The sequence below is a fragment of the Rhodococcus sp. ARP2 genome, assembly GCF_001029585.1.
Taxonomy (GTDB): domain Bacteria; phylum Actinomycetota; class Actinomycetes; order Mycobacteriales; family Mycobacteriaceae; genus Rhodococcus_F; species Rhodococcus_F erythropolis.
Genome location: NZ_LEKE01000032.1, coordinates 75,500 through 101,118, shown reverse-complemented (window position 1 = coordinate 101,118; position 25,619 = coordinate 75,500). Strand labels below are relative to the sequence as shown.

The following is a 25,619-nucleotide window of genomic DNA, read 5'->3' as shown; positions in this document are numbered from 1 at the left end:
CTCACTTGCCACGTTCTGCGAGGGTCTTCGCGTCCGGGCGTCGGAGGTACAGCGGCTCGAGCGGGGCCGGAACCGATCCGGCCAGAATCTCGCGAGCAGCGACTGTGACCAACCCGGCCGGAGAGGGTGTCTCCGCCGGGTCCACTGGCAGATCGAAGAAGTCCACGTGCGAAGCAGATCCGGCAATCAGCGTCGAAGGCGAAGGATCAACGTCGCCGGCGGAATTCACAGCCGGTCCTTCGACACGCACTCCGCCGGCATAGCGCGCCCAGTAGATCTCGCGACGCCTCGCGTCAGTCACGACGAGCAGGCTCTGTGTGGTCGGTACCGCGGCCGCGATGGCGTCGAGGCTGCACACGCCGTACACGGGAACACCGAGTGCATCACCGAAGGCAGCGCCTGTCGCCATGCCGACACGCAGTCCGGTGTACGGCCCCGGCCCGACACCCACGACGACGGCGTTCAACTCTGCCGGCGTGAGCCCGGCCTCGGCGAGGCATTCGAGGACGTGAGGGGTCAAGACCTCGGCGTGCGCACGAGGATTGACCGTGACACGCACGGCAAGCGTCTCCACTGTGCCCGGTGACTCGGTGCCCGGTGACTCTGTGTCCGGTGACGGAGCAGACAGGGAGACGACTCCGGCAGTGACTGCCGGAGTGGAGGTGTCAATTGCGAGAACAAGCACGATTTCTCAGGGTACCCGCACGTGAAGAACTACTTCCGGCCCGGGAGGGTCACTACGTCCATAACACCAAACGCCGTTTCACGACGTCTGCGACACAAAACGCCGTTTCACGACGTCTGCGACACCAAACGCCGTTTCACGACGTCCAGGACCAACTCGCAGTCCGCACATCCGATTCAGGTTCCCGATGAAGCTGCACGCGCAAGTGTCGTTCGACGAGCCTTTCCACGACGTCACCACCCCATTCGACCACCACCACTGCATCGGTGAGATCGGTGTCGAGGTCGAGGGCATCGAGTTCGTCGAGCGCATGCGGTCCGCTGTCTCCCAGCCGGTATGCGTCGACGTGGATCATGCCGACGGGAACTCCGCCGCCGGGGCGGGTGCCCGGACGATGCTCACGAGCGATGACAAACGTCGGGGACGTCACCCGGCCCTGCACTCCGAGCCCGGCGCCGATTCCGCGCGTCAACGCGGTCTTGCCCGCCCCGAGTGGCCCGTCCAGCACCACCAGGTCGCCGGCAACAAGTCCCGCCGCCAACCGTCGGCCGAAAGCCTCGGTATCCTCGGCCGTTTCCAACGTGATCTGTCCGGATTCGGGAAGTCCCGTGGCGTTCTCAGCCGACATCGGACCGCTCTTCTACCTGTGCACGCTGCACCAGCTTGTCGATTGCGTCCGTCACGATCGCCGGGAACTCGAGCTGCACCAGATGGCCGGCCCCGTGAACTCTCACGAGTTCAGACTCGGGGAGATCGGCAGCGAGACGCTTGGAGCTGATGAACGGAATCATCATGTCTTGATCGCCGCAGATCACGACTGCCGGTGTGTGCGCGAGCACCTCGAGGGACGCGGACTCGTCGTGCAGTTCCAACGTCCGCAAGAAATTGACGATGGTCACGACCGAGGTCCGGTCGAGCATGCCGTCCGACAGCTCATGCAGTCGTGGGCTGACATCGGTGCCGTACGACGCTGCACGCAGGATCGGCGTGATCAGTACTCGCGCAGCGCCCCGGGCGTGCTGAACCACTCCTGGCGAGGTGCGCACTGCCAACCGGAACCCGTCGATGATCGGATTCTGCAGATTGCGGGTCAGACCGGTCTCGGCCAGCCCTGCCGCCGTCGTCGCGACCAGCCCGACGCCGATGACTCGGCCATCGAACCATTCGGGTCGCTGACCGGCAAGCGCGAGCACCGTCATGCCGCCCATCGAGTGGCCGACGAGAACTATCGGTCCCTTGGGCACTTTGGCCTCGACGACAGTCGCGAGGTCGCGGCCCAGCTGCGAGACCGTGCAACTCTTCGAACGCGGCATACCTGAATCTCCGTGTCCGCGCTGGTCGTAGAACACCATGCGAACCTTGTTGCCCCATCGCTCTTCGAGCTGGCGGCGCTGAAAATGCCAGGACAGCGCACTCAGGCAGTACCCGTGCACGAAAACGACTGTCAGCGGAGCGTCATCCGGTCCCACTTCGCGAACTGCCAGCTCGACGCCGTCCTCGGTGCGCACCGTGCTCTTGCGGTCGCGCGTCATGAGGTCGAAGTCCTCGTCCGCGTAGATTTCCCGGCCCGGACGCGTCGCGGTCTTGAATGCATTCACGCCGGCCATCGAGCCGAGCGCCACAGCGCTGAGCAGGCCACCGAGAATGCTCATCTTTCCTGCAGTCTTCATGACGTCTCTCCCCCGATGTACGTACGCACAGTGCGTCCACGTATTCCGGTCACGACCTCGTAGTGAATGGTGTCGAGTACGTCGGCCCAGGCCTGCGCGTTGGGTTCGCCGTGATCGCCGTTGCCGAAGAAGATCGCGGTGTCGCCTTCGCGAACTCCGTCGCCGTCCGGCCCCAGGTCCACCAACACCTGGTCCATGCAGATCCGCCCGACGGCCTGGCGACGCTTGCCGCCCAACTGCACTTCGAACTTGCCGCTCAGTGAACGAGTCAGACCGTCGGCGTAGCCGACGGGAAGCAGCGCAAGAGTGGTGTCGTGCGGTGCGACCCACTGATGCCCGTAGGAGACGCCCTCTCCGGCGGCCACCTTCTTCACCAGAATCACCTTCGCTCGCAGCGTCATCGCCGGTCGTAAACCGAAATCTCCGAGTTCGGGCACCGGAGACAATCCATATATCGCGATTCCGGGTCGAACCATGTCAAATTGCAGGTCAGGACGGGTGACTGTAGCGGCGGAGTTGGAAAGATGAACAACTTCGGGTTCGAATCCGCGAGCGCGGACGTCGGCAACCGCTTCGATCAAACGCTGCTTCTGCATGTCGATGACGTCATGATGCGGTTCGTCCGAGTGCGCAAGATGGGAAAACACTCCGCGCAGCCTGATCGTGCCCTCGTCCCGGGCAGTAGCGAGGTCGTCGAGCATCTGCGGCCACTCGGTTCTCGAGACGCCGTTGCGATTGAGACCGGTGTCCACCTTGAGCGTCACGGTCGCCTGTTGTCCCAGAACCCGTGCCGCGTCGACGACAGCAGCCAGGTGTCGCGGGGAGGACACGCCGATCTCGACGTCGGATCGGATCGCCGAGGAGAAATCGGCGTCGAGGCCGTGCAGCCAGGCCAGGACGGGAGCGGTGATGCCTGCCTCGCGAAGGACCAGTGCCTCCGCGATGGTGGTGACGCCGAGTTCCCGGGCTCCGGCCGACAGTGCCGTCCGCGCAACCGCAACTGCGCCGTGGTTGTATCCGTCCGCCTTGATGACCGCCATCAACGCTGCATCACCGGCAAATTCACGCAGGACACGCACGTTGTGCGCGATCGCGTCCAGATCGACGACTGCCTCCGTCTGCGGCCCTACTGCGTCGTCGAGTCGGCTCGCCTTCCCCTCCGCAGGCTCCTTCGGTGCTCTTCCCTGGGCAAGCGTCATGGCGACAATCCTGCCACCCGCGCAGAATCGGACACGTGTTCGGGTTTGAACACCCTCAATCAAGGGCAAAAGAGCGAAGCACACGCACCGACTCGCGCAGACCTCCCAGCAGCGGCGAAGCCGAAATCGGTGCTCCGGCGACATCGCTCTGACCGCCGGCAGCGGCGATGTTCGCAGCCAACGCGTGAGCCCGCGCCCCGACGGCCCCGGCTTCGAGAGGGCTCAGACCCGCCGCCAGCAACGCGCCGATCACACCGGAGAGGATGTCACCCGAGCCTGCGGTCGACGCCCAGGAGCCGCCGGCGTCGTTGACCAGGACCTCACCGCCGGGATCCGAGATCACCGTCGTATGGCCTTTCAGCAGAATCGTGACTCCGAGGCGTTCGGCGAGAGCACGCGTGGCCGCGATTCTGTCGTCGCCGAGTGGTGTGAATCGTGCGAACTCGCCGGCGTGGGGCGTCAGAAGAGTCGGCGCGGTCCGGGCTGCGACAAGTTCGGGACGTTGAGCGAGGAGGGTAAGTCCGTCCGCATCGACGACAACGGGTACATCGGTAGCCAGTACCGACGCCAGAAGCCGCGCGGCGTCGTCGTCGGTACCCATACCGGGTCCGACCACCCAGGCCTGAACCCGCCCGGCGGCTTGGAACGTCTCACTCGCAATCACCTCCGGGAACCGGGCGAGCACCTCGGCGGCGCCGTGCCCGGCGTAGCGAACCAGTCCGGAGGTCGCGGTCACCGCGGCGCCGGTGCAGAGCACTCCCGCGCCGGGATACTGCTCACTTCCCGCAACGATGCCCACCACACCCTGCGAGTACTTGTCGTCCTCCGCGCCTGGCACCGGCCACAGCGCACCGACCTCGGCCGGATCGAGCGAACCGAACGCCGGTTCGCCGACGCTCAATCCGATATCCACGAGTTCGACACGACCACACAGCGGAGCCGCGAGTACGTGTACCGGCTTGAGCGCACCGAATGTGACCGTCACATCAGCGGTAACCGACGGGCCGTCCACTGCGCCGGTGTTCGCGTCGACGCCGCTCGGAAGATCGACCGCCACGATCGGTGCCTCCGCCTGGCCGACGAGCTCAGCTGCGTCAGGCCTCAGACCGCCGTGCCCGGAAATCCCGACGATGCCGTCGATCACCAGATCCGGCGACCCGACTTCGGCAGCGACTCGGCCACCAGCCTTCAGGAGAGCGTCGAGGCCCGACCGATGAGCGCGCGCCGGATCGAGCAACACGGCCCGAACACTCACACCTCGTTTGCGGAGCAACGCACCCGCCCACAGGGCATCACCGCCGTTGTCGCCGGTACCGACCAGAAGCGTCACCGACCGATGCGCGACCGATCCTGTACGGGAACGTAATTCGTCCGCGACGACTCGCGCGAGACCGTACGCCGCTCGACGCATCAGCACTCCGTCGGGCAGCTTGTCGAGCAGCGGCACCTCCGCTGCTCGCACCTGATCGGCTGTGTAGTACCCACGCATGTCGGAACCCTTCAGTTGCCGTCGCTACCCTCGAAACCATGAAATCACGTCTTCGCCCGGCAATCGCGGGACTCGTCCTCGCTCTCGGTCTGGTCGGGTGCAGTTCCGGCACTGACTCCACACCATCTGCGGCCGAAACGACGGCGAGCGGACCCGTGGTGACCATCTCCGGGATGGCGTACTCCCCCGCTTCCATCACCGTGAACGTCGGCGACACCGTCACGTGGGTATTCGACGACAACGGAATGGCCCACGACGTCAACGGCCTCGGAGACGCCAAGGGCAAACTCCGCAGCCCACTCAAGAAATCGGGAACTTACACCTACACGTTCACCGAACCCGGAACCTACGACTACACCTGTACACCGCATCCCGAGATGCGCGGAACCGTCGTCGTCGAGACGCCGTAACGCACTCGGGCCCCACAGTCTTTCGACTGCGGGGCCCGAATTTCCCTACGAAAACTATTCGACCGTAACCGATTTCGCCAGGTTACGCGGCTTGTCGACGTCGTATCCGCGCGCCGCGGCAACCTCGGCCGCAAAGATCTGCAACGGAACCGTGGACAGCAACGGCTGCAGCAGAGTCGGTGACGCCGGAATCTCGATCAGGTGATCCGCGTGCGCCGCGGCGACGGTGTCGCCTTCCTCCGCGATGACGATAGTCGTTGCCCCGCGCGCCTTGATCTCCTGAATGTTGGACACCAACTTCGAGTGCAGGACAGCGCGACCCTGCGGCGACGGCATGACGATGATGACCGGAAGGTCCTCCTCGATCAGCGCGATCGGGCCGTGCTTGAGCTCACCGGCGGCAAAGCCCTCGGCGTGCATGTACGCAAGCTCCTTGAGCTTGAGCGCACCCTCGAGCGCCACCGGGTAGCCGACGTGGCGCCCCAGGAACAGCACGGTCGACGCGTGCGCGAACTGGCGTGCCAACGCGCGCACCGGTTCTGCCGTCTCGAGCACCTTGCTGACCAATGCGGGCATAGCTTCGAGGTCGGCGTACTCGCGCGCAACCTCGTCCGGATACTTGGTGCCGCGAGCCTGCGCCAAAGCCAAACCGACGAGGTAGTTCGCGGTCACCTGCGCCAGGAAGGCCTTGGTCGACGCAACCGCGATTTCCGGTCCTGCCCGCGTGTAGAGAACGGCGTCGGCTTCGCGCGGGATCTGTGCACCGTTGGTGTTGCAGATCGCCAGGACGCGTGCCTTCTGGTCTTTGGCGTGCTTGACCGCTTCGAGTGTGTCCGCCGTCTCCCCCGACTGCGAGATCGCGACAACAAGCGTCGAGCGATCCAGAACCGGGTCGCGGTAACGGAATTCGCTGGCGAGTTCGACCTCGACAGGTAGACGCGTCCAATGCTCGATCGCGTACTTCGCCAACAGTCCGGAGTGGTAGGCACTACCGCAGGCGACGACAAACACCTTGTCGACGTCGCGCAGTTCCTGATCGGACAACCGCTGCTCGTCGAGGACGATCTTCCCGTTCTCGAAGTGGCCGAGGAGCGTGTCGGCGACAGCGGTCGGCTGCTCTTCGATCTCCTTGAGCATGAAGTAGTCGTGACCACCCTTTTCGGCGGCCGCGAGATCCCAGTCGATGCGGAACGGGCGCCCCTCTGCCTCGTTGCCCGCGAAGTCGGAGATCCGATAGCTGTCGGCAGTGATCACCACTGCCTGATCCTGTCCGAGTTCAACCGCATCGCGTGTGTGCTCGATGAACGCAGCGACGTCGGAGCCGAGGAACATCTCGCCCTCACCGACACCGACGACGAGCGGCGTCGAGCGGCGGGCGGCGACAATCGTGTCCGCGTGGTCGGCGTGCGTGAAGACGAGCGTGAACGCACCTTCCAACCGACGAACCACCGACAGCGCACTCTCGATGAAATCACCTGCTGTCGGCCCGTCGGAGTACGCCCGGGCTACCAGGTGAACTGCCACCTCGGAATCCGTGTCGCTCTGAAGCTCGACGCCTGCAGCCTCGAGCTCCGCACGCAGCGGGGCGAAATTCTCGATGATTCCGTTGTGAACGACAGCCAGCTTGCCCGACGCATCACGATGCGGATGCGCATTACGGTCGGTCGGTCGCCCATGCGTCGCCCACCGGGTATGACCCATACCCGACGTACCGACAAAGTGATCCGCGCCGTACTCGCCGAGCTCCGCCTCGAGGTTGGCCAACTTACCGGCCTTACGCTCGATCTCGACCCCACCGGTTCCGTCGAGAATCGCGATTCCCGACGAGTCGTACCCGCGATACTCCATTCGCCGTAAAGCCTCCACCACAACGCCCAGAGCTGGGCGGTGGCCGACGTATCCCACGATTCCGCACATGGTGACTCAGGGTACTTGGACATCGGCGGTGGGCGCATTTTGCGGTTCCACAGGCATCCCCCAGCCGGTTGCAGCGTCGGCTCCGCATACACGAGACGGCTCATCGGATAACGTCTTCAACCGTGGCACCGAAACTGAAGACACTGACCCGTGAGCTGTCCAAGCGCGGCCCGCACCGAGTTCTCCGCGGCAACCTCGCCCTGGCCGGACAGCCGGGTGTCGTGTACACGCCGGAAACCGGTTTCAATCTCCCCGCCGTTGCGTTCGCGCACGGGTGGATGGTCGGGTCCCACAAGTACGAGCAGACACTCCAGCACCTCGCTTCCTGGGGAATTGTCGCAGCGGCGCCCGACAGCGAACGCGGTCCGGTCCCGTCCCATCTCGGCTTGGCTGCAGATCTTCGGGCGACGCTCGACATCTGCGTCGGCGTGCGACTCGGCCCCGGCCAGATCAGCGTCCACCCCGATCGGGTCGCCTTTGCCGGTCACGGCATGGGCGCGGGCGCGGCGGTACTGGCCGCAGCGCAGCGCGGGGATGTCGGTGCGGTAGCCGCGCTGTTCCCGGCCCCGACAGCACCCAAGGCGGAGAACTACGCGTCGAAGATCACAGCGCCCGGATTGATCCTTGCCGGCCAAGACGACGTCGATTCCTTGACCAGCAATGCGCGCCCGCTGAGCGTGGAGTGGGGCGGTCCCGTCGTCGCACGCACCGTGAACGACGGCCAAGACGCCGGACTGATCGAAGGCCGCCGACTCCTCGGAGCCCTGGGCCTCGGTGGATCCGAGCGCAAGACACAGTCCGCCACACGGTGCCTGCTCACGGGCTTCCTGTTGTTCCATCTGACCGGCGACAAGAAGTACCAGGACTTTGCTGATCCTGATGTCGAGATTCCACACACGGCGCCGTTGCTCCCGGTTGAACCTCACTCCGACGCGCGGGCCAGCCAGCTGTTGCGTAAGTAGAGGTTCGTGCTCGCCTCCGCCGGCGGGCTCGGCTTCGTCGGCGTCGGCGTCGGCTCTGACGCGGATCGCAGATACGGGCCGGATCTGACCGACCCTTCCGTGTCGTTATCGGCAGATGTCGATTCGGGCGGCGGCTCCTGGCGCGATTCCTCGCTCGCCACTGCCGCTCTGCGCTCACGGAAGTCGTCGAGTTGAGAATCGAGAGTTCGACGGATCTCTTCGAAGGGCGCGTGAACGGACTTCACAGCGGACCCGCTCCGGCCAGCTCAGCGCCCGTCTCTCCGTCGGGGCCGGCGATCGACTCGTCCGGGACTGTGACAGGCGGTTCCGGGTCCGGCGCGGGCGAGACTTCGGCGGTGGTTTCAACCGGCACCTCGGGCTGGGGAATATCGGGCTGGGGAATTTCGGGTTGGGGAATTTCGGGTTGAAGTGTCGCGGGCTGGGACGCTTCTTGCGGGTATGTCTCCTGCATGACCGCCTCCTGATCGGCATCAAAAACTATTCTCGGCCAACCATTTTCGTCCAACTCCACGGTGACAGACACAGAGTTCCCGTCGGCGCCGGCGACATCGAGACTCACCCCACGACCGTCGGGCGCAATCGAGAAGCCCCACGTGTTGCCGCCGATCGAGAAAGAGATCGGCGCAGCCGCGGCACCGGATTCGATCGTCTCGGCGACCGGCAAGGTCGACGGGAAGGCGTCTGTCACCCACTGAGTCGCGGCATCAAAAGCATCGCCTACCGCGCTCGCACACTGCGCGCACGCCCTGTCGAATTCGTCGCGGGCATCCAGATACGCCGAACGAAAAACGGTGTCCAACCATGGCGCCGCGCCACGACCGCTGGAAGCGACGTGAGCCAGCTGATCGATCTCCCCCGCACCCAGACCGCCGATGGTCGCCCGGTCGAGGCTGGCCACCTTGAAAGCCTTGTCTGCCAAAGCCGTTCGAACAGTCCGCGCAAGTTCGTCGGCTAGCGTGATCAACAGTGGCGCCGAATCCGCATCGGACCGAGCTTCGCGCCGCGCGGCGAAGACCTGATCGACGACCGCATCCACGCCGGAAACATTCCACACTGCAGGAAGATTCTCGGCCAGGACCGTCAGCATCGCGATCTCCGCGACCGAACTATCCACCGCCGCAGCCATGTCCGACATGTCTCGCTTCAGTGCCCCGATATCGATGCCCGCCTCTGCGCGATATGCATCCTCGTAGGAGGTAAGCGTCCGTTCTTCGAAACCCAACCGAGTGGCCAGGTCGTGAAATCGGCCGAAGAACTGCAGTCCGCTAGCGCCCGCTTCCAGAATTTCGTCGGGATGAGCATGTGAATCACGCAGTGCAAGAATATCTTCGAAAGAACACGGGCCGTTCGGTACTGCCTGGGCTGTAACGCTGTTCGGTATCACGAGGCCGACCCGCCGGAGTCCCGCACCCGCCGCGCGCCCTCACGATCCACCTCAGTGATTGCCTCAGCCGAAGAGGAAAGCCGGCGCGCCAACGTATCGAGAAGATCCGCACGGCCAGTCAAGCGAGAATTCAGGACCGCCAATGCCGACGCCAACGCGGCTCCGTGCTCGGCGTAGTCACGGCCCGAAGCGGCGCCGCCCCATCGCAAATGCTTGATCGGCTCGGCAGAATCGCGCAGACCCTGGGCCACCGACACCGCATGGCGTGCCAATTCATCTGTTCCAGCGCGGTCGACATCCACGAGCGCCCCCAAGTTTCAACGGAACCACTCGCACGTCGAGCGGCCTTTGACTCCTTGGACGCAGCAGAGCGCAATTACGTTCCCTCAAAACGCGAAGGCGTAATGAGGGGCTACACCGAACCGACGATCTCGGCCAACTCGTCAGCCAGCTTATGCGCGAGCGGAAGTTCGGTGGCCTCGACCATGACGCGGACCAGTTGCTCTGTCCCGGACGGGCGCAGGAGCACTCGACCACCGTCACCGAGAACGCGCTCGGCGTCCGCGACTGCTGCAAGTACCGACGGCGACGCTGCGACTGCCGCCTTGTCCCCGACCTTCACGTTGATCAGCACTTGCGGGAGGGTGGTCATCGTTGCAGCCAGTACCGATGCCGACTTACGCGTACGAGCCATGCGTCCGAGCAGCCTGAGACCGGTGAGAATTCCGTCGCCCGTGGTGCCGAACGCCGGCAACACAACATGGCCTGACTGCTCGCCACCGAGGCTGTATCCGCCCGCGCGCAGTTCCTCCAAGACGTAGCGGTCGCCTACGGCAGCAGTCACGATGTTGATGCCTGCCTCGCGCATCGCGATGTGCAAACCGAGATTGCTCATGACAGTCGCGACGAGAGTGTTCTCGACCAACTCCCCGGCCTCGTTCATCGCGATCGCCAGAACAGCCATGATCGCGTCACCGTCGACCACCGCGCCGGTCTCGTCGACGGCCAAGCAACGGTCGGCGTCGCCGTCGTGCGCGAGGCCTAGGTCCGCCCCGTGATCGACTACGGCTTTCTGAAGATTCTCCAGGTGCGTCGATCCGCAGCCGTCGTTGATGTTGAGGCCGTCGGGATCTGCGCTGATCGCGATGACGCGAGCGCCCGCTGCTGCGTAGGCAACCGGTGCGAGCGCGGAAGCAGCGCCGTTGGCGCAGTCGACGACAACGGTAAGTCCAGCGAGCGGCTCGCTCGCCGCGCTCGCCAGATGTGCAAGGTACAGCTGAGCGGCATCGTCGACCGCACGGACTCGGCCTATCCCGGCACCTGTCGGAAGGACCGGCGGTGCAGTGCCGTCGAGTGCGTCCTCGATCGCCACCTCGACAGCGTCATCCAGCTTGTGCCCACCGGCCGCGAAAATCTTGATTCCGTTGTCCGGCATGGGATTATGCGATGCAGAAATCATGACACCGAGACTGGCGTCGAGCTTTGCCGTCAAGTATGCAACTGCCGGAGTCGGGAGGATACCCACGTCCAGCACGTCGACGCCTGCGGAACTCAACCCGGCCGTCACCGCGGCTTGAAGCATCTCACCGCTGGCGCGAGGATCGCGGCCGATCACGGCGGTCGGACGGGCATCCGAGGTGCCGGCTGTCAGTACGCTCGCCGCGGCAACTGCCAATCTCAATGCAAGATCTGCAGTCAGATCCGAATTGGCAAGCCCACGAACACCGTCAGTACCGAACAACCGACCCATAGAACGACTCCTGAATCCTGTGAACCTCGAGAATGAAACTCGAGAATGGAATTTCTCCGAGAAACACAAGAGCGAGCGTCCGGTAACGATGGACGCCCGCTCTTGTGGTGAACAGGTGCCGAAGCAGACCCGTCGGGTCAACCTCGGCAAAGCATCAGCGCTTGGAGTACTGCGATGCCTTACGGGCCTTCTTCAGGCCGTACTTCTTACGCTCGACCGCGCGGGCGTCACGCGTCAGGAAGCCTGCACGCTTGAGGGCCGGACGATCATCAGGGGTTACCTCGATGAGTGCGCGCGCGATAGCCAGACGCAGTGCGCCTGCCTGACCGGACGGGCCGCCACCGTGCAGCAGTGCAATGATGTCGAAAGACTCGGGACGCTCGACGAGCACCAGCGGAGCCTTGATCAGCTGCTGGTGAACCTTGTTGGGGAAGTAATCCTCCAACGTACGGCCGTTGAGCTTGAACTGACCGGTACCGGGAGTCATCCGGACGCGAACGACAGCCTCCTTGCGGCGACCGACGGTCTGGACCGGGCGATCGAGGACGATCGGTGCGAGCGTAGCTGCAGCAACCTCTTCGACGACCTCGACTGCGTCAGCGGCGACAAGCTCTTCCACTGCTTCGATGTTCTCTTCGGACACGTTCTGCTCTTCCGGCGATGTCACTGTGCGACCTGCTTGATCTCGAACGGCACCGGCTGCTGCGCGGTGTGGGGGTGATTCGGGCCCGCGTAGACCTTGAGCTTGCTGCTCATTGCGCGGCCGAGCTTCGTCTTGGGGAGCATGCCGACAATGGCCTTCTCGACGAGACGATCGGGGGTCCTGTCGAGGACCTCACCGACAGTGCGGGACTTCAGGCCACCCGGGAATCCGGAGTGGTGGTAAACGTTCTTGCCCTGCAGCTTGTTGCCGCTGATGGCAACCTTCTCAGCGTTGATGATGACAACGAAGTCACCACCGTCGATGTGCGGCGCGTAGGTGGGCTTGTGCTTGCCACGCAGCAAGTTCGCTGCCTGAACGGCAAGACGGCCGAGCACCACGTCAGTGGCGTCGATGACGTGCCACGAGTGGGTCACATCTCCGGCCTTCGGGGTGTACGTAGACACAGATCTTCCTCGTCTTAATTCATTCCACTGCTGACCATGTGCGTATCGCGTAAACGATCCTCGGCGGCCAGTTGAGACCCGAGAACCGCCGGTCTCCACGCATTTCTGCCGGAGCCCTACGGCACGCCACCGATAGACGATACCGGTCTACCCGCTGCCAGGTCAAAGCGCAGCCATCTCCGCCGACAATGCCCTCGTCGGGAACCAGCAGGTAAGCGATCGACATGCGACTGCCCCGGCAACCTGACGGTACCGGGGCAGTCGGGGTGTCGTCACGACATGAATGTTGTCAGCGACCGAACCCGTTTGCGGCGATCCGGTCAGCTTCCTGCATCTTCTCCGAGCCGCTCGCCGTCGCTCCGGCGATCTGCGCGAGAACCATGTTCAGTTCTTCGGACGCCTGGGCCCAGCGGCGCTGTGCGTCGTTCCAGGCTTCGGAACCTGCCCCTTCCCAGCCTGCTTGCAGCTTGTCTACGACAACCTTGATGTCGCCCTGCTTGTCGTTGATCGCTTTGGCCTGCTGTTTCATCTGATCGGACAGCATTGCGAGGCCGCCGAAGTCGTACTTGATCCTGTCGGACATAACTGCTCCCGGTTCGGTGTGACTGGAGAGAACTTTGTGAGAACTACTGGCTGAGGACTGCTTGATCGAACGGTGAAGAGCTGACGGTCAGGACATGTTCACCGTCGCGCCGCGAAGCGAGCTGACGTTGTCGTCTTCGGTCGAGTCGAAGGTTCCCGCAGCCTGTTTGATCTGCTCGCAGATGTCGGTCAGAGCAGTGTCCAGCTTCAGGGCCGCGCTGTTGTATCGCTCCATGATTCCTGCGTATTCGACCTGCGCCGCACCGTTCCACGAATTGTGCGAAGCGTCGGCCTCCGACCGAACAGCGTTGACCAGTCCCCTGATGTCACCGAGATGTCCGTCGATGGTCCCCGCCGAATCGATCAATTCAGCGGTAGTTGCGGTAAAGCCCATGTCGTCCCCCTGGATTCGGTGAGTACCGTTCGGTATCGGCGACCACGACGGCTTGTCCGTCGGATGTGCACCGGGGTCGAGCGGAACTCCCTGATGTGCGCTACACATACTTTGACGCGACCTCCGTGCCAACGGTTCCGGCCCGATCGAAGAATGTTTTCAGAACCGACCGATCCGGTCAGGGCGTGAATTCGAGTGACTGCCACATCCGCAGGCAGTCCGCTTCGAGACTGTTCCACTCACCGACCAGATACTGGCAGCCGATACTCACTTGCCGACCGTTGTCGACGTACACGCGCCAACGCACCTCGGAGAAATCGTCCGGAAACTCGACGTACACCACTGCCTGTTTTCCTGCGGCATCGTCGATCACAGAAAACTCTCCGAACCGCAATGGGTCCTCGAACGCCGAAAACTGCTGACGCAAAGCGGCTTCGACGGAATCGAATCCAGCACCTTCCGCAAGACGTTTCTCGATGACCACGATCTTGCGATCAGCGCCGGAACTGGGTATCAAATCGGTGCGCCCGCTCGAGGTCCCTCGTGACAGAAGCTTCCAATCGGAAGGCAGCTCTGCTGCAACGCTCCCCACCTCCACACGCGTGAGTTCCGGCGTGACACCGGACTCGATCGACGGAATCGAAGTCTTCGGCGCAGGCTTTTCCTGCTCTTTCGACGCCTCCACGATCTCGACTTTGTCTTCCGCCGTAGCTGCAACCGAGTCCGCCAACCGAGAATCGCCTCGGTCGCGAGTGGACACCACGACCGTTGCCGCGACCGCAGCGACGACGGCGACCACCGCAAGCGCCGCAAGCGCCGCCGCGAACCGTCGACGGCCTCCGTGCCACCCGCCGACTCGACGGGGCGAGGAGGCAGTCGAGTCCACGGAAGGAATCGACATCGCGCCATCCGGATCGCCTACCCACCCGGCGCCAAAAGCTGAATTGTCGACGATTCGACCGGAACTGTCCCGCGCAGTTGTCTGGCGAACGAGCGTCCGAGGATCCACCAGAGACGACGCCACCCGACTCTCGTCCAGAATTCGAATGCTCGCATGGCCGTGGACATTCGTCGACCCACGTTCGAGCGAAGCCGCAACGGCATGGGAGCGCGGCCCGACCAACACCACAGCGTCCCGAACCGACAAGTCCCCGATTCCGGAAAACAACCCCGCAACGTCTGCGATCGCCGAGCTTTGTGCCCCGTCGATTCGGAGTTCACCGTCGACCTCAACGACAACAGAAGCGACCACCATTCCGCCACGCAGTTCGAGGACGACACACCGTGATCGCCAGGCTGTACGGGCCGACCTCGCCGCCGCGACCGACGTCGGAACGAGGACGACGTCGTGCGCCACTCGCCGTGCGGCATCGAGCAATCGCCGCCTACGTGGGGCACCCCAGTCCGAGGGATGACTGAGATAGAGGATGTCTGCATCGACGATTCCACACCCTTCCATCGCACTGGAGATCAGCCTGGCCAGCTCCAAGACGGTGGGGACAATCCGACCATCTACGTCGACATAATCGTCGTCGACGTAATCGATCGCATTTTCACCGGTCGTACCGGGACCCGACGCCGGTTCGCGTCTGATGTCTGCACTGCAACAGAATTCGCGTTGACCCGAGACGACCCAGATATTGGATGCACCCCAATGTAGCGAGACCGACACCAAGGACGGAACGGTCACAGCGGTGGCATCCACGGAACTTGGACAAGTTGGGTTTGCGACCGAGAAACGTAGACCCCACGACCTTCCGGCAATGCCGACGCGCGGACGGTGCCGACGAGATTTCCCTCGTCGCGACTTCCGCTCATGATCAATCCGGCCGGTGCCATGTCGCGAATTCTCGCAATGACCGGCTCGTAGAGTGCTCTGGCCGCGCCACCGGAACGGCGGGCAATCACGAGGTGTAAACCGATGTCCTTGGAATGCGGAATGTACTCGAGCAACGGCGCCACCGGATTACCACTCGGTGTGGCCACAAGGTCGTAGTCGTCGATCAGTACATAAATCTCCGGCCCACTCCACCACGACCTTTCCCGCAATTGCTGCTGTGTTGTTTCGGCGTTCGGCATTCTGGCGGCGACGATCCGAGCCAAGTCGACCATCAACTCACTGAAGGTCGTCGACGACGCCGAGTAACCGCCGAGGTGATTCCCTTCGACCACTCCGAGTAGGGAATGCCGATAGTCACCGATAATCAGCTTGGCCTGCGCCGGTGTGTTCGACGCGATGATCCCTTCCGCTATTCCGCGCAGAAGAGATGTCTTGCCACACGCGGTGTCGCCGAATATCAAGAGGTGCGGGTGTTCCCGGAAGTCCATGTACACCGGGGCGAGGTCGGTCTCACCGAGCCCGATCGGCACGGTGAGGCACCGACCGTCGGCCGCACTCGGTGAGGGCCACCGGGTTCCGACAGCTTCGAGAAGTTCTGACCGCGAGTACGAATCCGGAAGCATCCGCACGGTGGGCGCCGGGCGCGAATTCGACATGGCTGCAATATGTTCGACCGTCGACGCCACAGACCCACCGGAATTCTCACTACCTGGCGAACCGTCGATTCGAGGTAGTCCGGTGAGAAGATGAAGTCCGTCGCGGGTGATGCCACGACCCGGTCGACCTTCCGGCACCAGGCTGGCTTTCTGGCGACCCGCATCCGAATCTCCCGGATCACCCAATCGAAGTTCGACGCGAGTACCCAGTTGATCCTTGAGTGCCGGCCGGATCTCGGCCCACCTCGACGTCGTGACGATCACGTGCACACCGAAGGACAAGCCTTGACCGGCGAGCATGCTGATCTGAGGCTCGAGTGATTCGAAATCCGAACGAACGCTGGGCCAACCATCGACGACGAGGAAGACGTCACCGTACGGGTCATCTCGGAGTCCCGCCGCCACGCCTTCCCCGGCGGGATCAGCTGTTCGCAATCTTCGGAAATCGGCCATGGAGTCGATGCCGAGGTCACGAAACAGCCGCTCCCGTTTCGCGACCACACCGAGTACCTCGGCGACCGTGCGGCGGACGCGGTCGGAATCCAAGCGGTTTGCCACCGATCCGACGTGCGGCAGATCTTTCAATCCGAGGAGCGTTCCACCGCCGAAGTCGAGGCAGTAGAACTGAATCTGTTCCGGCGTGTGCGTCATGCTCAGAGACAAGATCAACGTGCGCAAGGCCGTCGACTTTCCCGACTGCGGGCCGCCGACGATCGCGAGGTTGCCCGTTGATCCGTTCAGATCGGCGACGAGAAGATCGCGGCGCTGATCGAACGGCCTGTCGACTACGCCGAAGGGTGCGCTCAGATTTCCGCGAGGTTGATCACCGGCCGCCCACCGCGGCAACAACTGGTCAAGCGTCGGGGATGCCTCGAGCGGCGGTAGCCACACCTCGTGCGCGCGTGGGCCGTGAGAGCGCATTCGGTCGACGAGGACTCCCATGAGAGTACGTGCATCGTCACCGATTTCACCCATGTCGATGACATCGGGCTCGACGGGAACGACAACAGCCTCTGGCCCGACCACGGGCGTCGCGGTAAACGGCAGCGGCGCGAGTTCGACGGGGGAATCTACCGAGAATCGAGTGGGCACTATCCGCTCACCCTCGTACGGGCCTGACACGTATGCACCTTGGAAGCGAACGATCTCAGCAGAATCGGACTTCAGGTATCCCGCACCGGGTGTGCCCGGCAGGTGATAAGCATCGGGAACGCCGAGAACGGAACGAGACTCGTTCGCCGAGAACGTTTTCAAACCGACACGATACGAAAGATGGCTGTCGAGACCCCGAAGCTTTCCTTCGTCGAGCCGCTGACTGGCCAGCAGCAGGTGAATATGAAGTGACCTGCCCAATCGCCCGATGGCCACGAACAATTCGGCAAATTCCGGCTGTTGACTGAGCAGTTCGGAAAACTCGTCGACAACCACGAAGAGTGCAGGCAACGGATCGAGTGCAGCGCCGGCCAGCCTCGCCTTCTCGTAGTCAGACACGTTTGCGAAGTTTCCTGCCGCACGCAGCAGTTCCTGTCGACGATTCATTTCGCCGGCGAGCGCGTCCTTCATACGATCGACCATCGCCAATTCCTCGGCAAGGTTGGTGATGATCGCAGCTACGTGCGGCGCCTCCTCCAGGCCGAGAAAGGTTGCACCACCTTTGAAGTCGATCAGGACGAGATTCAGTGCGCTGGGTGAGTGCGTCGCGATCAGGCCGAGTACCAAGGTTCGCAGGAACTCCGACTTACCAGAACCGGTGGCTCCGATACACAGCCCATGCGGACCCATACCGTTCTCGGCGGACTCCTTCAGATCCAGTTCGACAGGGTTTCCATCTTGTCCGACACCGATCGGCACGCGGAGTCGGTCGCGCCCCTGACGTGGCAGCCAGCCATGCTCAGGATTGAACCTCGCAACATTTCCTATCCCCAACATCTGGCTCCAGGTCCGAAGGGATCGGTCGTCGTCAGTTGCGTCCACGGCGTTCTGCGATGCCGCACGGAACGGTGCGATGCGACGTCCGAACGACTGCGCCAGGCTCGTCGTCGCGGCGTCAGGCGTCGCAAAGTTCTCGACTCCTGCGCTGCTCACCGCGCCGATCTGATCGCTACCGACGACCAGTCGCAAACCGCGTGCCGCCGCCAGCCGCGGGCAGAACCCGCACAGGTCGAGGACGGTCACCGAGTCGAGCCCGGATTCGGACAACAGGCCGGTGTCACCTTCGAGCAAGCCACCGTCCACGACCAACACGAGATGCGGAACGCCCGCACTCGCTGGAGTGTTGCGAGCAAATCGAGCACGCATCGAAAGCGTTTCCCCGAGGGAACTTTCGAACTCGAGATACGAACCGAACACCATGCGTGAAGTGCCGGCGCCGTCCTGAGACTCCGGGTGTTGTACTTGTGGGAGCCACTTGACCCACTCCCACTCGGCTTCGGTATCGGGACCGCACACCACTGCAACTTGGACGGTGTCCGGACCGTGAAAAGTGCACAGCTGCATCAACATCGAGCGGACGAGCGCTCGAGCGGAATCCCTCTGCCCCTCAATGGACATCGCAGCAAATCCGCGAAGCGAGACGGCGGTCGGCAGGTCTTTTACAACCGAATGCGCACGGACGAATCGCCGAAGTGAGACAGCAGCGACGGGTTCGAGATCCTCGACCGGCCCCGTCTCCGGAGATACAAGCCTGGTGGCCAATCGCTGTGTACCCAGACCGACCCGAACGTGGCAGTAGTCCGAGTCGGTGATCTGACGTTCCCACATCCGCACAGTCCCGGCCAGTGTCCAAAGCTGCGACGGCTCGGGATTGCTCCACTCGAGAGCAGCACGCTGCGCACCAGACGTCGCAGCAACATCGCTGCGCATCTGATCCAGGTACCGCAGGTAGTCCTTGCGGTCCTCGTTCGCTTCGGACGCTCGTGCCCCACCGCTACGACCGCCCCCGGCGAGCATCCCGAGCATCGACACCATCATCATGACCGGAAACAGCAGAGACATCGGATTGCGCGCCATGCCGGAAGAGAACATCAGCGCCACCATGCCGATCATGGCAACCACCATGATCACCGGAAGTAGTTTGGTCAGTAGGTTTCCCGGCGTGACGCGAGGAATCTCCGGTGGGGCCTGAAGCGTCACCTCGCCGCCCGGTGTACGCGGCGATTCACGGCGCGCTCGACGCGCAAATCTGACAGTGCTCAATTCACCCACCCCCATCGGTGCTGCAGCTGTTGCCGCCACGCGCCTCGTCCGACTACCGCCGGCCCGCCCCCCAAGGCGTAGTCACGCAATTGCAAGAGAGTAGATCACAACACCGACACTCGGGTCGGTGCCACCTGTTGTCTGCGCTGTCGCCGACACAGGCGCACAGTTCATGTCGTATTGTTCGGGTGAACTGGGGTGACGTGACAGGGGAATCGCGTCATGGGAGGGGACAGATCTTGACCAGCACCACTGAAACCAGCGCTGCGCACACCGCAAACGGACGACGCGCGACCCATTCTGCCGAACTGTGCAGGTTGACGGTACTTTCAGCCCATTCACAGGTGGATCTTGCGGTGCCGCTTCGTGTTCCACTCGCGGTGGTCATTCCGGGCATTGTGGACACAATTGTCAACCACAGCAATTTCAACGAGTTCGACCACAGCGCCGAACAATTCGAGCCCGTCGACTGGACTCTGTCGAAAGTCGGCAGGGCACCGCTGGCACCGACGCTGTCGCTGCACGAGCATGGAATCCGCGATGGGGAATTGCTCGTACTCGCGGCCGCGGACACCGCTGCCCCGCCCCCACTCTTCGACGACATCATGTACACCGTCGCGGCGACGGATGCAGACATCTACCGACGCTGGACTCCGATCACCGCGCGCATTGTCGGCTCGTCCGCTGCCCTCGTCGCTGCGCTCGTCGCGGCCCTCGCCCTGGTCCTCGGCGATACAGGTCTGATCGGCGCTGTCTGCGGTGGAGTGACGTCTTTGGTGCTCACCGTCGCCGCCGTCGTGGCAGCGCGGGTGTACGGAGACACTGCAAGCTCCATCACGCTCGGATGCACAGCGGTGCCACTGGCGTTCGTCTCCGGCGCCCTCTGCGTACCCGGCACTGTTCTTTCTGCTCATCTCCTTCTCGGTTCGGCATTCGCAGCCGCGGTGACTCTGATCTGCCTCCGCTTGTGCGGTGCCGGATTAGCCGTCTTCACCGCACTTCTCGTCGTCCTCCTTGCTGCGGTGGGCACCTTCGCCGTCGCGACGACGCTTCCCGAGGCGCGCACCGCAACCGTCAGCAGCGCGGTGATTGCCGCAGCATTGATCGTTCTCACGTTCACCGCTCGACTGTCGATGCTGTTCGCGCGATTACCGCTTCCCCCGGTTCCGACGCCGAGTAATCCCCTCGACGACGATCGCGACGGACTGCCCGAGCCCGAACTGCCCGGGCTGACCGAGTTGACTGAAAGGGCAGGGCGGGCTCGTAGCTACCTGACCGGACTGATCGTGGCCACGTCAGTGGTCGCGCTCACTGCCGCAGTCGCGCTCGCGTGGTCCTGGCCCGGTCAGGGAATCGTCTGGCCGAACCTTGCTCTCGCATTCGCGACGGCCGTCGTGCTGATGTTTCGCGGGCGCACCTACGCGGGCGCACATCAGGCGGTCCCACTCATCTCGGCAGGCATCTCGGTGGTTCTCGCTCTCCTGGGCGGCATGGCATGGACCCATCGCGACCATGCATTGGTCGTCTTCGCCATCACGATGACTGTTCTCCTCCTGTCACTGATTCTGGGAATCCTCGCCCCCCAGAACACATTCAGCCCCGTGATGCGACGCGCGGCCGAACTGTTGGACCTCGCTGCGATTGCAGCAATCGGTCCGCTGATCTGCTGGGTCAGTGGGCTCTTCGCGCTCATGCGCGGTCTCTGAGCGATCGGATCTCGATGGTGATTCGACGCGCGACGAACATCTGTGCCGCACTCGTGATCGTTGTCTTCACAGTCCTCGCCGGGGCGGGTGGCGCATCGAGTGCGGTTCCTTCCCCCATCGATCCTGCAATGCTGCCGGAGGACGGTCCACCCGCGCCTCCCCAACCCACCGAACAACGAACCCTGTGCGTCCCCGCCGTAGCGGGTGGTGACGGCGCGGATATTCCACGTTCTCAACAGGATCTCGGATTCGATTCGGTGTGGTCGATCACCCGAGGGGCGGGGCAGCGAATTGCTGTCATCGACACCGGCGTCAGCAGACATCCCCGGCTACCGGCCCTCGAAGGCGGCGGTGACTATGTCGGGACCTCCGACGGCACCGACGATTGTGATTCACACGGAACAGTCGTCGCCGGTCTCATCGCCGCCGAGCGGGTCGACGGTTCCGGATTTTCCGGAGCTGCGCCGGACGCACAGATCATCTCGATCAGGCAGTCCAGTGCCGCTTTCTCGGTGGCCGGCCAACGCGAAGACCCTGCCGTAGCCGAGAATTCGTCTGGCTACGGAAACGTCGACACCATGGCACTGGCCGTACGTCACGCTGCTGACTTGGGTGCAAGCGTTATCAACATCTCCGAGGTCGCTTGCAAGCCTGCCGGGGACGGGATCAACGACCAACGACTGGGCGCTGCAATCGAATACGCCACGATCGCGAAGAACGCCGTAGTCGTCGCTGCTGCAGGGAACGTCGGATCCGGAGGTTGCAAGAACCAGAATCCACCGCCGGATCCCCTCGATCCACAAGCCGATCCATGGAACTCGGTTACGACGATTGCCAGTCCTGCCTGGTACGACGACTATGTCCTCACCGTCGGGTCGGTCGACCCCAATGGCACCGCCAGCTCCTTCAGCCTCGGCGGTCCATGGGTCGACGTTGCGGCGCCCGGCACCGGAATCATCTCACTTCACCCGACGTCGCCTGGTCTGACCAACGGAGTCTACGGCTCCGACGGCGCCGTACAGTCGTTCAACGGGACCAGTTTCGCTGCGCCCTATGTCGCGGCAACCGCCGCGCTGGTCCGGTCGGTTCACCCGGAACTGACTGCACTTCAGGTCATTCAACGTATCGAAGCCACCGCCCACGCCCCGGCGCAGGGTTGGAATCCCTACGTCGGTCACGGCGTCATCGATCCACTCGCCGCAGTAACGGGCGAATTGGCACCGGGGGAACGCGTCAAGGTCAATCATCAGTCGGTAACGATCGATCCCCTACCCACGCCGCCGGCCCCCGACAACCGATCTCGCGACGCGGCACTCGTCGGAGCCGGAACGGTCGGCACCCTAGCCCTACTGACGCTGTTGGCGTCGATGCCCATTCGTCGAGTAATTCGTCGGAGACTTCCCGAACGACGGGACGTCGATCTCTGAACCGTCAACAGTGTTCAGTTCACTGGAGCGGCCGGCGTTGAATCGGGGGCGACTCCGTCGTGAGCTATCAGTGCATTGCTCTTCTCGAGCGCCGGACCTGATGCAAGTAGATCGAGTATCTGCCAAGGCGCGCGATCAGGGGTTCGCGTCAATCCGAGCGCGCGAGCGGAGGTTTCGTCCGGTACTCCGTATTTCACACCGGTATCCGCTACGTAGAATACTCCGTCGTGCCTGGTGCTGTTCGTCTCGATTCCGGTCGCTTGAACAAACCCACCGAAGCCCTGTTCGACGTGGACGCTGTCGAGATTGTCGCCCGATCCGTCCGCCTGCGCCAAGGACACCAACTTGCCACCCTCCGGGATCGGAACCTGCAATCCAGCGACGAGTTTCAATGTTGCAGAACTACTTTCGCCGCCGTCGACTGCAGGTGAGGGAGCCCATTCCAGACATCCGACAGGTGCGCCATGATCATCGACGATCTCCGGAACCACCTGCGGCAACGAGTCGACGGCCAGCTCCCTCACCGAGGGAATACGACTGATGGCATCAGGGGTGACGCTCGCGATCCCGGTGGCGCCCTGCGAATCCGAGAAGTAGATCAGTTGGGCGAGCGCCGCACCGACCTTCTGGATACCGTTCTCGAGCACCACGTAGTACTGCAGGTCCGCGCCCACCGAAACCTGAACGACGGAGCCGACAGTCTTGTTCTGCAGCGGGAACCGGGGCGCTGATCCCAGTTCGCGGATTCGAGGAGCCTCGATGCGCGGAACTTCGGGGATCGAATTGAGAAATCCGGCACTGATCGGTCGCGCCTGTGCTCCTTCCAGCCCCAAAGCCCGCATGATCGCCGGATTGTCCACATCGATTTCCGCTCGCTTCCCGTCGTATACGAGAAAGTGATCGGAACCCGACTTCACCAGGAATGCACGGTCCCTCGTCAGATATGTCGTGTTTTCACCGACATTGGACGAGCCGACCAGGACCGAAGTCGTCAACGATTTTCTCCCGTCGGATCCGACGGAATCGCATACCGTCCACAAGGCGTTGCTCGGGTCGGCTGATTCCGGCAGCGCGGACGGTGCGCCGGGAATGCCGACGAGCGCGCCCCTCGGTTTCGCCTCGACCTCAGACGCCTTGACAATTGCCGGTTTTCCTGGCGAACCCAGAATCAGTCGGGCGGAGGCCAAGTTCAGCACCGGGCGAAAAGTACCCTCCATGGCGACGAACATTGCGCCAGATTCCTTTGCAACAACGATTTCTGCATCGCCGATCTTGTCCTGTGGCCGAAACAGAGCAAGTACCGCGCAACCCGCCAATCCCAGTGCAGCGAGGACTATTCCGACGGTGAAGGCGCGGGACTGTGACCGCATCGGATCGTGAAGCATCCGCACGTCTCGTCTGACCAGCGCATGTTCCATCCGCCTGACCAAGAATCGGTACCCATTGACCTGCCAGCGCGTGGTAGGTGTTGCAGCCATCATTCCCCCCGTGCCTTACATCCCCTTGCGAAGACACAGTACAGTTTGGCTGGGGCGGAAATTTTCGGGTAGTTCGCAGGTCAGGTATCGGGGAGGAACCGTGGACCGATCGCGGTTGAAGCATTGGCCGTCGTCACACAGGATTTCGACGCACGAATTCGTGTCGGCACAGATTCTCGGAATCAGTGCAGGCGGAATCGCGATGGCCAGTGGGCTGGATTGGCTCTGGGCGCTGGCAATCGGTTGTGTGGTTGCCGGATCAATGCTCCTCCATGTGGGCGGTTGGTCGGTAATGTCCTGGATTGTCAAGTACTTTCGCTATTTGCGCCGCAAGGACGTCGACGGCAGCACGATCGTCAGTTTTCACACTCCCTCCGAACAGTCGATCGGGCTCCGAGTGGACGGATCTTCACTCGTCGCTGTCGTCGAGATCGCTCCCCCACGCGACTACCTGACCAGGATCGGGCGCCATTCATTCGACGCTTCCCACCTTCTGCCCACAGCAGCCCTGGTCAATTGTCTGCATCAGCACGACATCTCACTCACCGGCATCGACATTGTCAGTCATGGATACCGCGCCGCATCAGGAACGCCGGCCACCGAAGTCTACGAACGTCTCATCGGGCCACTACCAGCCACCGCCACCAGAAGTGTTTGGCTTGCACTACGTTTCGACGCTTTGGAGGGTCGTGCAGCAGTCGAACGCCGAGGCGGGGGCGAACAGGGCGCGGGCCGCGCGATCGCTGTTGCCGCCAATCGGGTCATCCGGGTGCTCGATTCAGCGGGATGCAAGGCGCGGATCCTGACCGCACCGGAGATCGCGTCGTCCACTGCCCAGGTCGCAAGAGGAGTCGCCAGCCACGAGGTCACCGAAACGTGGCGAAGTACCCCCTTGCCTGGTGTGTCCAACGTCGGATACGGAATCGAACCCCGTTTCATCACCACCTCGACCCTGACCCGAGTATGGGCAGTGGCAACGGTCGGGACGTCCGTGACAATTCGGTTGCGCCCCACGGGCGAACGCGGAGAAGCGAAGGTCAGTGCGACATGTCGCTTCACCACGCGCAATCCACCTGAGAACGCACCGCTGGCCGGTTTGGTCTCGCTTCGTGGGCGCCAGCGCGACGGATTGCTGACCAACCTGCCAACCGCATTGGCCGCGCTGGACCGCATCACGCCGCACATTCGCATGGACGGGGGCACACTCGACTCACTCGCTCTACCTCTTGCCGGGTGCGGCCAGCTCATCGGCTCGGACCGAAACGGGCACGGTGTCGCGGCCAGAATTTCGGGGCCGGGCGTCAACACCGTTTTTGTCGCCGGCGAACTCTATCTGGCTCAGCAATTGATCTTTCGAGCCATCGCGACCGGCGCACTGGTACTCATCCACACCGATCGACCGGAAGCATGGACCACGCTCACCGACTCCATGGGAGTGCCTGACCGACTCCGCGTGTCCGGGCAGGGTGGTGGGCTCGAGGGCGCTTTCAACACTGTCGTGTTCGACGGAGTCGAGGGGTTACCGCCGCGTGCCGGCGTGACCGCGATCTACGTGTACGGACATCCACGCCAATGGCCTCGGATCGACCCTGAAATCTCGATAGTCCAGCCATTCGCACTCGGTGACAAGATCACAGTCGAAACCGGCCGCACGCGCGTCGAACTGACTCTGGTAACCATTGCTTCCGAGACCTCGTTCATCGGCCGTCCTCGAGCCGGCGACGCTCACCAGATGGCGTGATCGCGT

General features: G+C 63.2%; 22 protein-coding genes. 6 read left to right on the top strand and 16 right to left on the bottom strand.

Annotation, left to right across the window (positions count from 1 at the left end; translation table 11 throughout):
* Position 1: 1 nt before the first annotated feature.
* The 5 genes from tsaB to ABX74_RS07985 all read right to left on the bottom strand — a co-directional run bounded on the left by tsaB (position 2) and on the right by ABX74_RS07985 (position 5,043).
* On the bottom strand, positions 2-685 hold the full coding sequence (gene tsaB / locus ABX74_RS08005) for a tRNA (adenosine(37)-N6)-threonylcarbamoyltransferase complex dimerization subunit type 1 TsaB (RefSeq protein ID WP_047888577.1): 684 nt from the start codon (positions 683-685) through the stop codon (positions 2-4).
* Positions 686-821: 136 nt separating this feature from the next.
* Entirely contained in the window at positions 822-1,313 is a 492-nt protein-coding gene (gene tsaE / locus ABX74_RS08000) for a tRNA (adenosine(37)-N6)-threonylcarbamoyltransferase complex ATPase subunit type 1 TsaE (RefSeq protein WP_019747576.1), read from the bottom strand.
* A complete protein-coding gene (locus ABX74_RS07995; protein ID WP_047888576.1) occupies positions 1,303-2,355 on the bottom strand; it encodes an alpha/beta fold hydrolase in 1,053 nt (350 codons plus the stop codon). Before ABX74_RS07995 ends, tsaE begins: the two co-directional genes overlap by 11 nt.
* A complete protein-coding gene (alr, locus tag ABX74_RS07990; protein ID WP_019747575.1) occupies positions 2,352-3,554 on the bottom strand; it encodes an alanine racemase in 1,203 nt (400 codons plus the stop codon). The genes ABX74_RS07995 and alr overlap by 4 nt, the downstream gene beginning before the upstream one ends.
* Before the next feature lie 55 nt (positions 3,555-3,609).
* Positions 3,610-5,043: an NAD(P)H-hydrate dehydratase gene (locus ABX74_RS07985; RefSeq protein WP_047888575.1), complete on the bottom strand. Its 1,434-nt coding sequence runs from the start codon at positions 5,041-5,043 to the stop codon at positions 3,610-3,612.
* A 38-nt stretch (positions 5,044-5,081) separates the two neighbouring features.
* Here ABX74_RS07985 and ABX74_RS07980 point away from each other — a divergent pair, with 38 nt between their 5' ends.
* A complete protein-coding gene (locus ABX74_RS07980; RefSeq protein WP_019747573.1) occupies positions 5,082-5,453 on the top strand; it encodes a cupredoxin family copper-binding protein in 372 nt (123 codons plus the stop codon).
* Between the two features lie 54 nt (positions 5,454-5,507).
* On the opposite strand, the gene glmS is transcribed toward ABX74_RS07980, so the two are convergent.
* On the bottom strand, positions 5,508-7,370 hold the full coding sequence (gene glmS / locus ABX74_RS07975) for a glutamine--fructose-6-phosphate transaminase (isomerizing) (protein WP_029254924.1): 1,863 nt from the start codon (positions 7,368-7,370) through the stop codon (positions 5,508-5,510).
* A gap of 122 nt (positions 7,371-7,492) precedes the next feature.
* Between glmS and ABX74_RS07970 the strand changes: the two genes are divergently transcribed.
* Both ABX74_RS07970 and ABX74_RS30350 read left to right on the top strand, forming a co-directional pair.
* A complete protein-coding gene (locus tag ABX74_RS07970; protein WP_020969056.1) occupies positions 7,493-8,332 on the top strand; it encodes a chlorophyllase/cutinase-like alpha/beta fold protein in 840 nt (279 codons plus the stop codon).
* 6 nt (positions 8,333-8,338) lie between these two features.
* Positions 8,339-8,527, top strand: coding sequence for a hypothetical protein (locus tag ABX74_RS30350; RefSeq protein WP_047888574.1), 189 nt, complete (start codon positions 8,339-8,341; stop codon positions 8,525-8,527).
* Between the two features lie 46 nt (positions 8,528-8,573).
* Here ABX74_RS30350 and ABX74_RS07960 read toward each other — a convergent pair whose 3' ends face one another.
* The 9 genes from ABX74_RS07960 to eccCa all read right to left on the bottom strand — a co-directional run bounded on the left by ABX74_RS07960 (position 8,574) and on the right by eccCa (position 19,276).
* Positions 8,574-9,737, bottom strand: a complete 1,164-nt coding sequence (locus tag ABX74_RS07960; RefSeq protein ID WP_047888573.1) for a hypothetical protein — start codon at positions 9,735-9,737, stop codon at positions 8,574-8,576.
* Positions 9,734-10,039 (bottom strand): hypothetical protein, encoded by a 306-nt coding sequence (locus tag ABX74_RS07955; RefSeq protein ID WP_020906919.1) that lies wholly within the window; start codon positions 10,037-10,039, stop codon positions 9,734-9,736. The genes ABX74_RS07960 and ABX74_RS07955 overlap by 4 nt, the downstream gene beginning before the upstream one ends.
* A gap of 110 nt (positions 10,040-10,149) precedes the next feature.
* A complete protein-coding gene (gene glmM, locus ABX74_RS07950; protein WP_047888572.1) occupies positions 10,150-11,487 on the bottom strand; it encodes a phosphoglucosamine mutase in 1,338 nt (445 codons plus the stop codon).
* A 154-nt stretch (positions 11,488-11,641) separates the two neighbouring features.
* The gene (gene rpsI / locus ABX74_RS07945; protein WP_019747567.1) at positions 11,642-12,154 is read right to left on the bottom strand and encodes a 30S ribosomal protein S9; all 513 of its coding nucleotides are present in this window, start codon (positions 12,152-12,154) and stop codon (positions 11,642-11,644) included.
* Complete coding sequence (rplM, locus tag ABX74_RS07940) at positions 12,151-12,594, bottom strand: 50S ribosomal protein L13 (protein ID WP_019747566.1); 444 nt, start codon at positions 12,592-12,594, stop codon at positions 12,151-12,153. Before rplM ends, rpsI begins: the two co-directional genes overlap by 4 nt.
* 289 nt (positions 12,595-12,883) lie before the next feature.
* Positions 12,884-13,177 (bottom strand): WXG100 family type VII secretion target, encoded by a 294-nt coding sequence (locus ABX74_RS07935; RefSeq protein WP_003940975.1) that lies wholly within the window; start codon positions 13,175-13,177, stop codon positions 12,884-12,886.
* A gap of 87 nt (positions 13,178-13,264) precedes the next feature.
* Complete coding sequence (locus ABX74_RS07930) at positions 13,265-13,678, bottom strand: WXG100 family type VII secretion target (RefSeq protein WP_223257856.1); 414 nt, start codon at positions 13,676-13,678, stop codon at positions 13,265-13,267.
* Positions 13,679-13,748: 70 nt separating this feature from the next.
* A complete protein-coding gene (locus ABX74_RS07925) occupies positions 13,749-15,260 on the bottom strand; it encodes a type VII secretion-associated protein (RefSeq protein ID WP_047888622.1) in 1,512 nt (503 codons plus the stop codon).
* On the bottom strand, positions 15,257-19,276 hold the full coding sequence (gene eccCa / locus ABX74_RS07920; RefSeq protein WP_223257860.1) for a type VII secretion protein EccCa: 4,020 nt from the start codon (positions 19,274-19,276) through the stop codon (positions 15,257-15,259). The genes ABX74_RS07925 and eccCa overlap by 4 nt, the downstream gene beginning before the upstream one ends.
* Before the next feature lie 224 nt (positions 19,277-19,500).
* Here eccCa and eccD point away from each other — a divergent pair, with 224 nt between their 5' ends.
* Complete coding sequence (gene eccD, locus ABX74_RS07915) at positions 19,501-20,967, top strand: type VII secretion integral membrane protein EccD (RefSeq protein WP_047888571.1); 1,467 nt, start codon at positions 19,501-19,503, stop codon at positions 20,965-20,967.
* 14 nt (positions 20,968-20,981) lie between these two features.
* Positions 20,982-22,394 (top strand): type VII secretion-associated serine protease mycosin, encoded by a 1,413-nt coding sequence (gene mycP / locus ABX74_RS07910; RefSeq protein WP_189637319.1) that lies wholly within the window; start codon positions 20,982-20,984, stop codon positions 22,392-22,394.
* Between the two features lie 14 nt (positions 22,395-22,408).
* Here the strand turns inward: mycP and eccB are convergent, their stop codons facing one another.
* On the bottom strand, positions 22,409-23,875 hold the full coding sequence (gene eccB / locus ABX74_RS07905; RefSeq protein WP_082148469.1) for a type VII secretion protein EccB: 1,467 nt from the start codon (positions 23,873-23,875) through the stop codon (positions 22,409-22,411).
* A 97-nt stretch (positions 23,876-23,972) separates the two neighbouring features.
* Between eccB and eccE the strand changes: the two genes are divergently transcribed.
* Positions 23,973-25,613 (top strand): type VII secretion protein EccE, encoded by a 1,641-nt coding sequence (eccE, locus tag ABX74_RS07900; RefSeq protein WP_047888570.1) that lies wholly within the window; start codon positions 23,973-23,975, stop codon positions 25,611-25,613.
* Positions 25,614-25,619 lie beyond the last annotated feature (6 nt).

Excerpts from the sequence above, each read along its gene's own strand:
- ABX74_RS07995 (WP_047888576.1), bottom strand. The coding sequence starts at position 2,355 with ATGAAGACTGCAGGAAAGATGAGCATTCTCGGTGGCCTGCTCAGCGCT.
- ABX74_RS07985 (WP_047888575.1), bottom strand. The coding sequence starts at position 5,043 with ATGCGTGGGTACTACACAGCCGATCAGGTGCGAGCAGCGGAGGTGCCG.
- ABX74_RS07930 (WP_223257856.1), bottom strand. The coding sequence starts at position 13,678 with ATGTGTAGCGCACATCAGGGAGTTCCGCTCGACCCCGGTGCACATCCG.
- eccCa (WP_223257860.1), bottom strand. The coding sequence starts at position 19,276 with ATGGGGGTGGGTGAATTGAGCACTGTCAGATTTGCGCGTCGAGCGCGC.
- mycP (WP_189637319.1), top strand. The coding sequence starts at position 20,982 with ATGGTGATTCGACGCGCGACGAACATCTGTGCCGCACTCGTGATCGTT.
- glmS (WP_029254924.1), bottom strand. The coding sequence starts at position 7,370 with ATGTGCGGAATCGTGGGATACGTCGGCCACCGCCCAGCTCTGGGCGTT.
- eccB (WP_082148469.1), bottom strand. The coding sequence starts at position 23,875 with ATGATGGCTGCAACACCTACCACGCGCTGGCAGGTCAATGGGTACCGA.
- ABX74_RS07935 (WP_003940975.1), bottom strand. The coding sequence starts at position 13,177 with ATGTCCGACAGGATCAAGTACGACTTCGGCGGCCTCGCAATGCTGTCC.
- glmM (WP_047888572.1), bottom strand. The coding sequence starts at position 11,487 with ATGGGTCGGTTGTTCGGTACTGACGGTGTTCGTGGGCTTGCCAATTCG.
- alr (WP_019747575.1), bottom strand. The coding sequence starts at position 3,554 with ATGACGCTTGCCCAGGGAAGAGCACCGAAGGAGCCTGCGGAGGGGAAG.
- ABX74_RS07980 (WP_019747573.1), top strand. The coding sequence starts at position 5,082 with ATGAAATCACGTCTTCGCCCGGCAATCGCGGGACTCGTCCTCGCTCTC.
- tsaE (WP_019747576.1), bottom strand. The coding sequence starts at position 1,313 with ATGTCGGCTGAGAACGCCACGGGACTTCCCGAATCCGGACAGATCACG.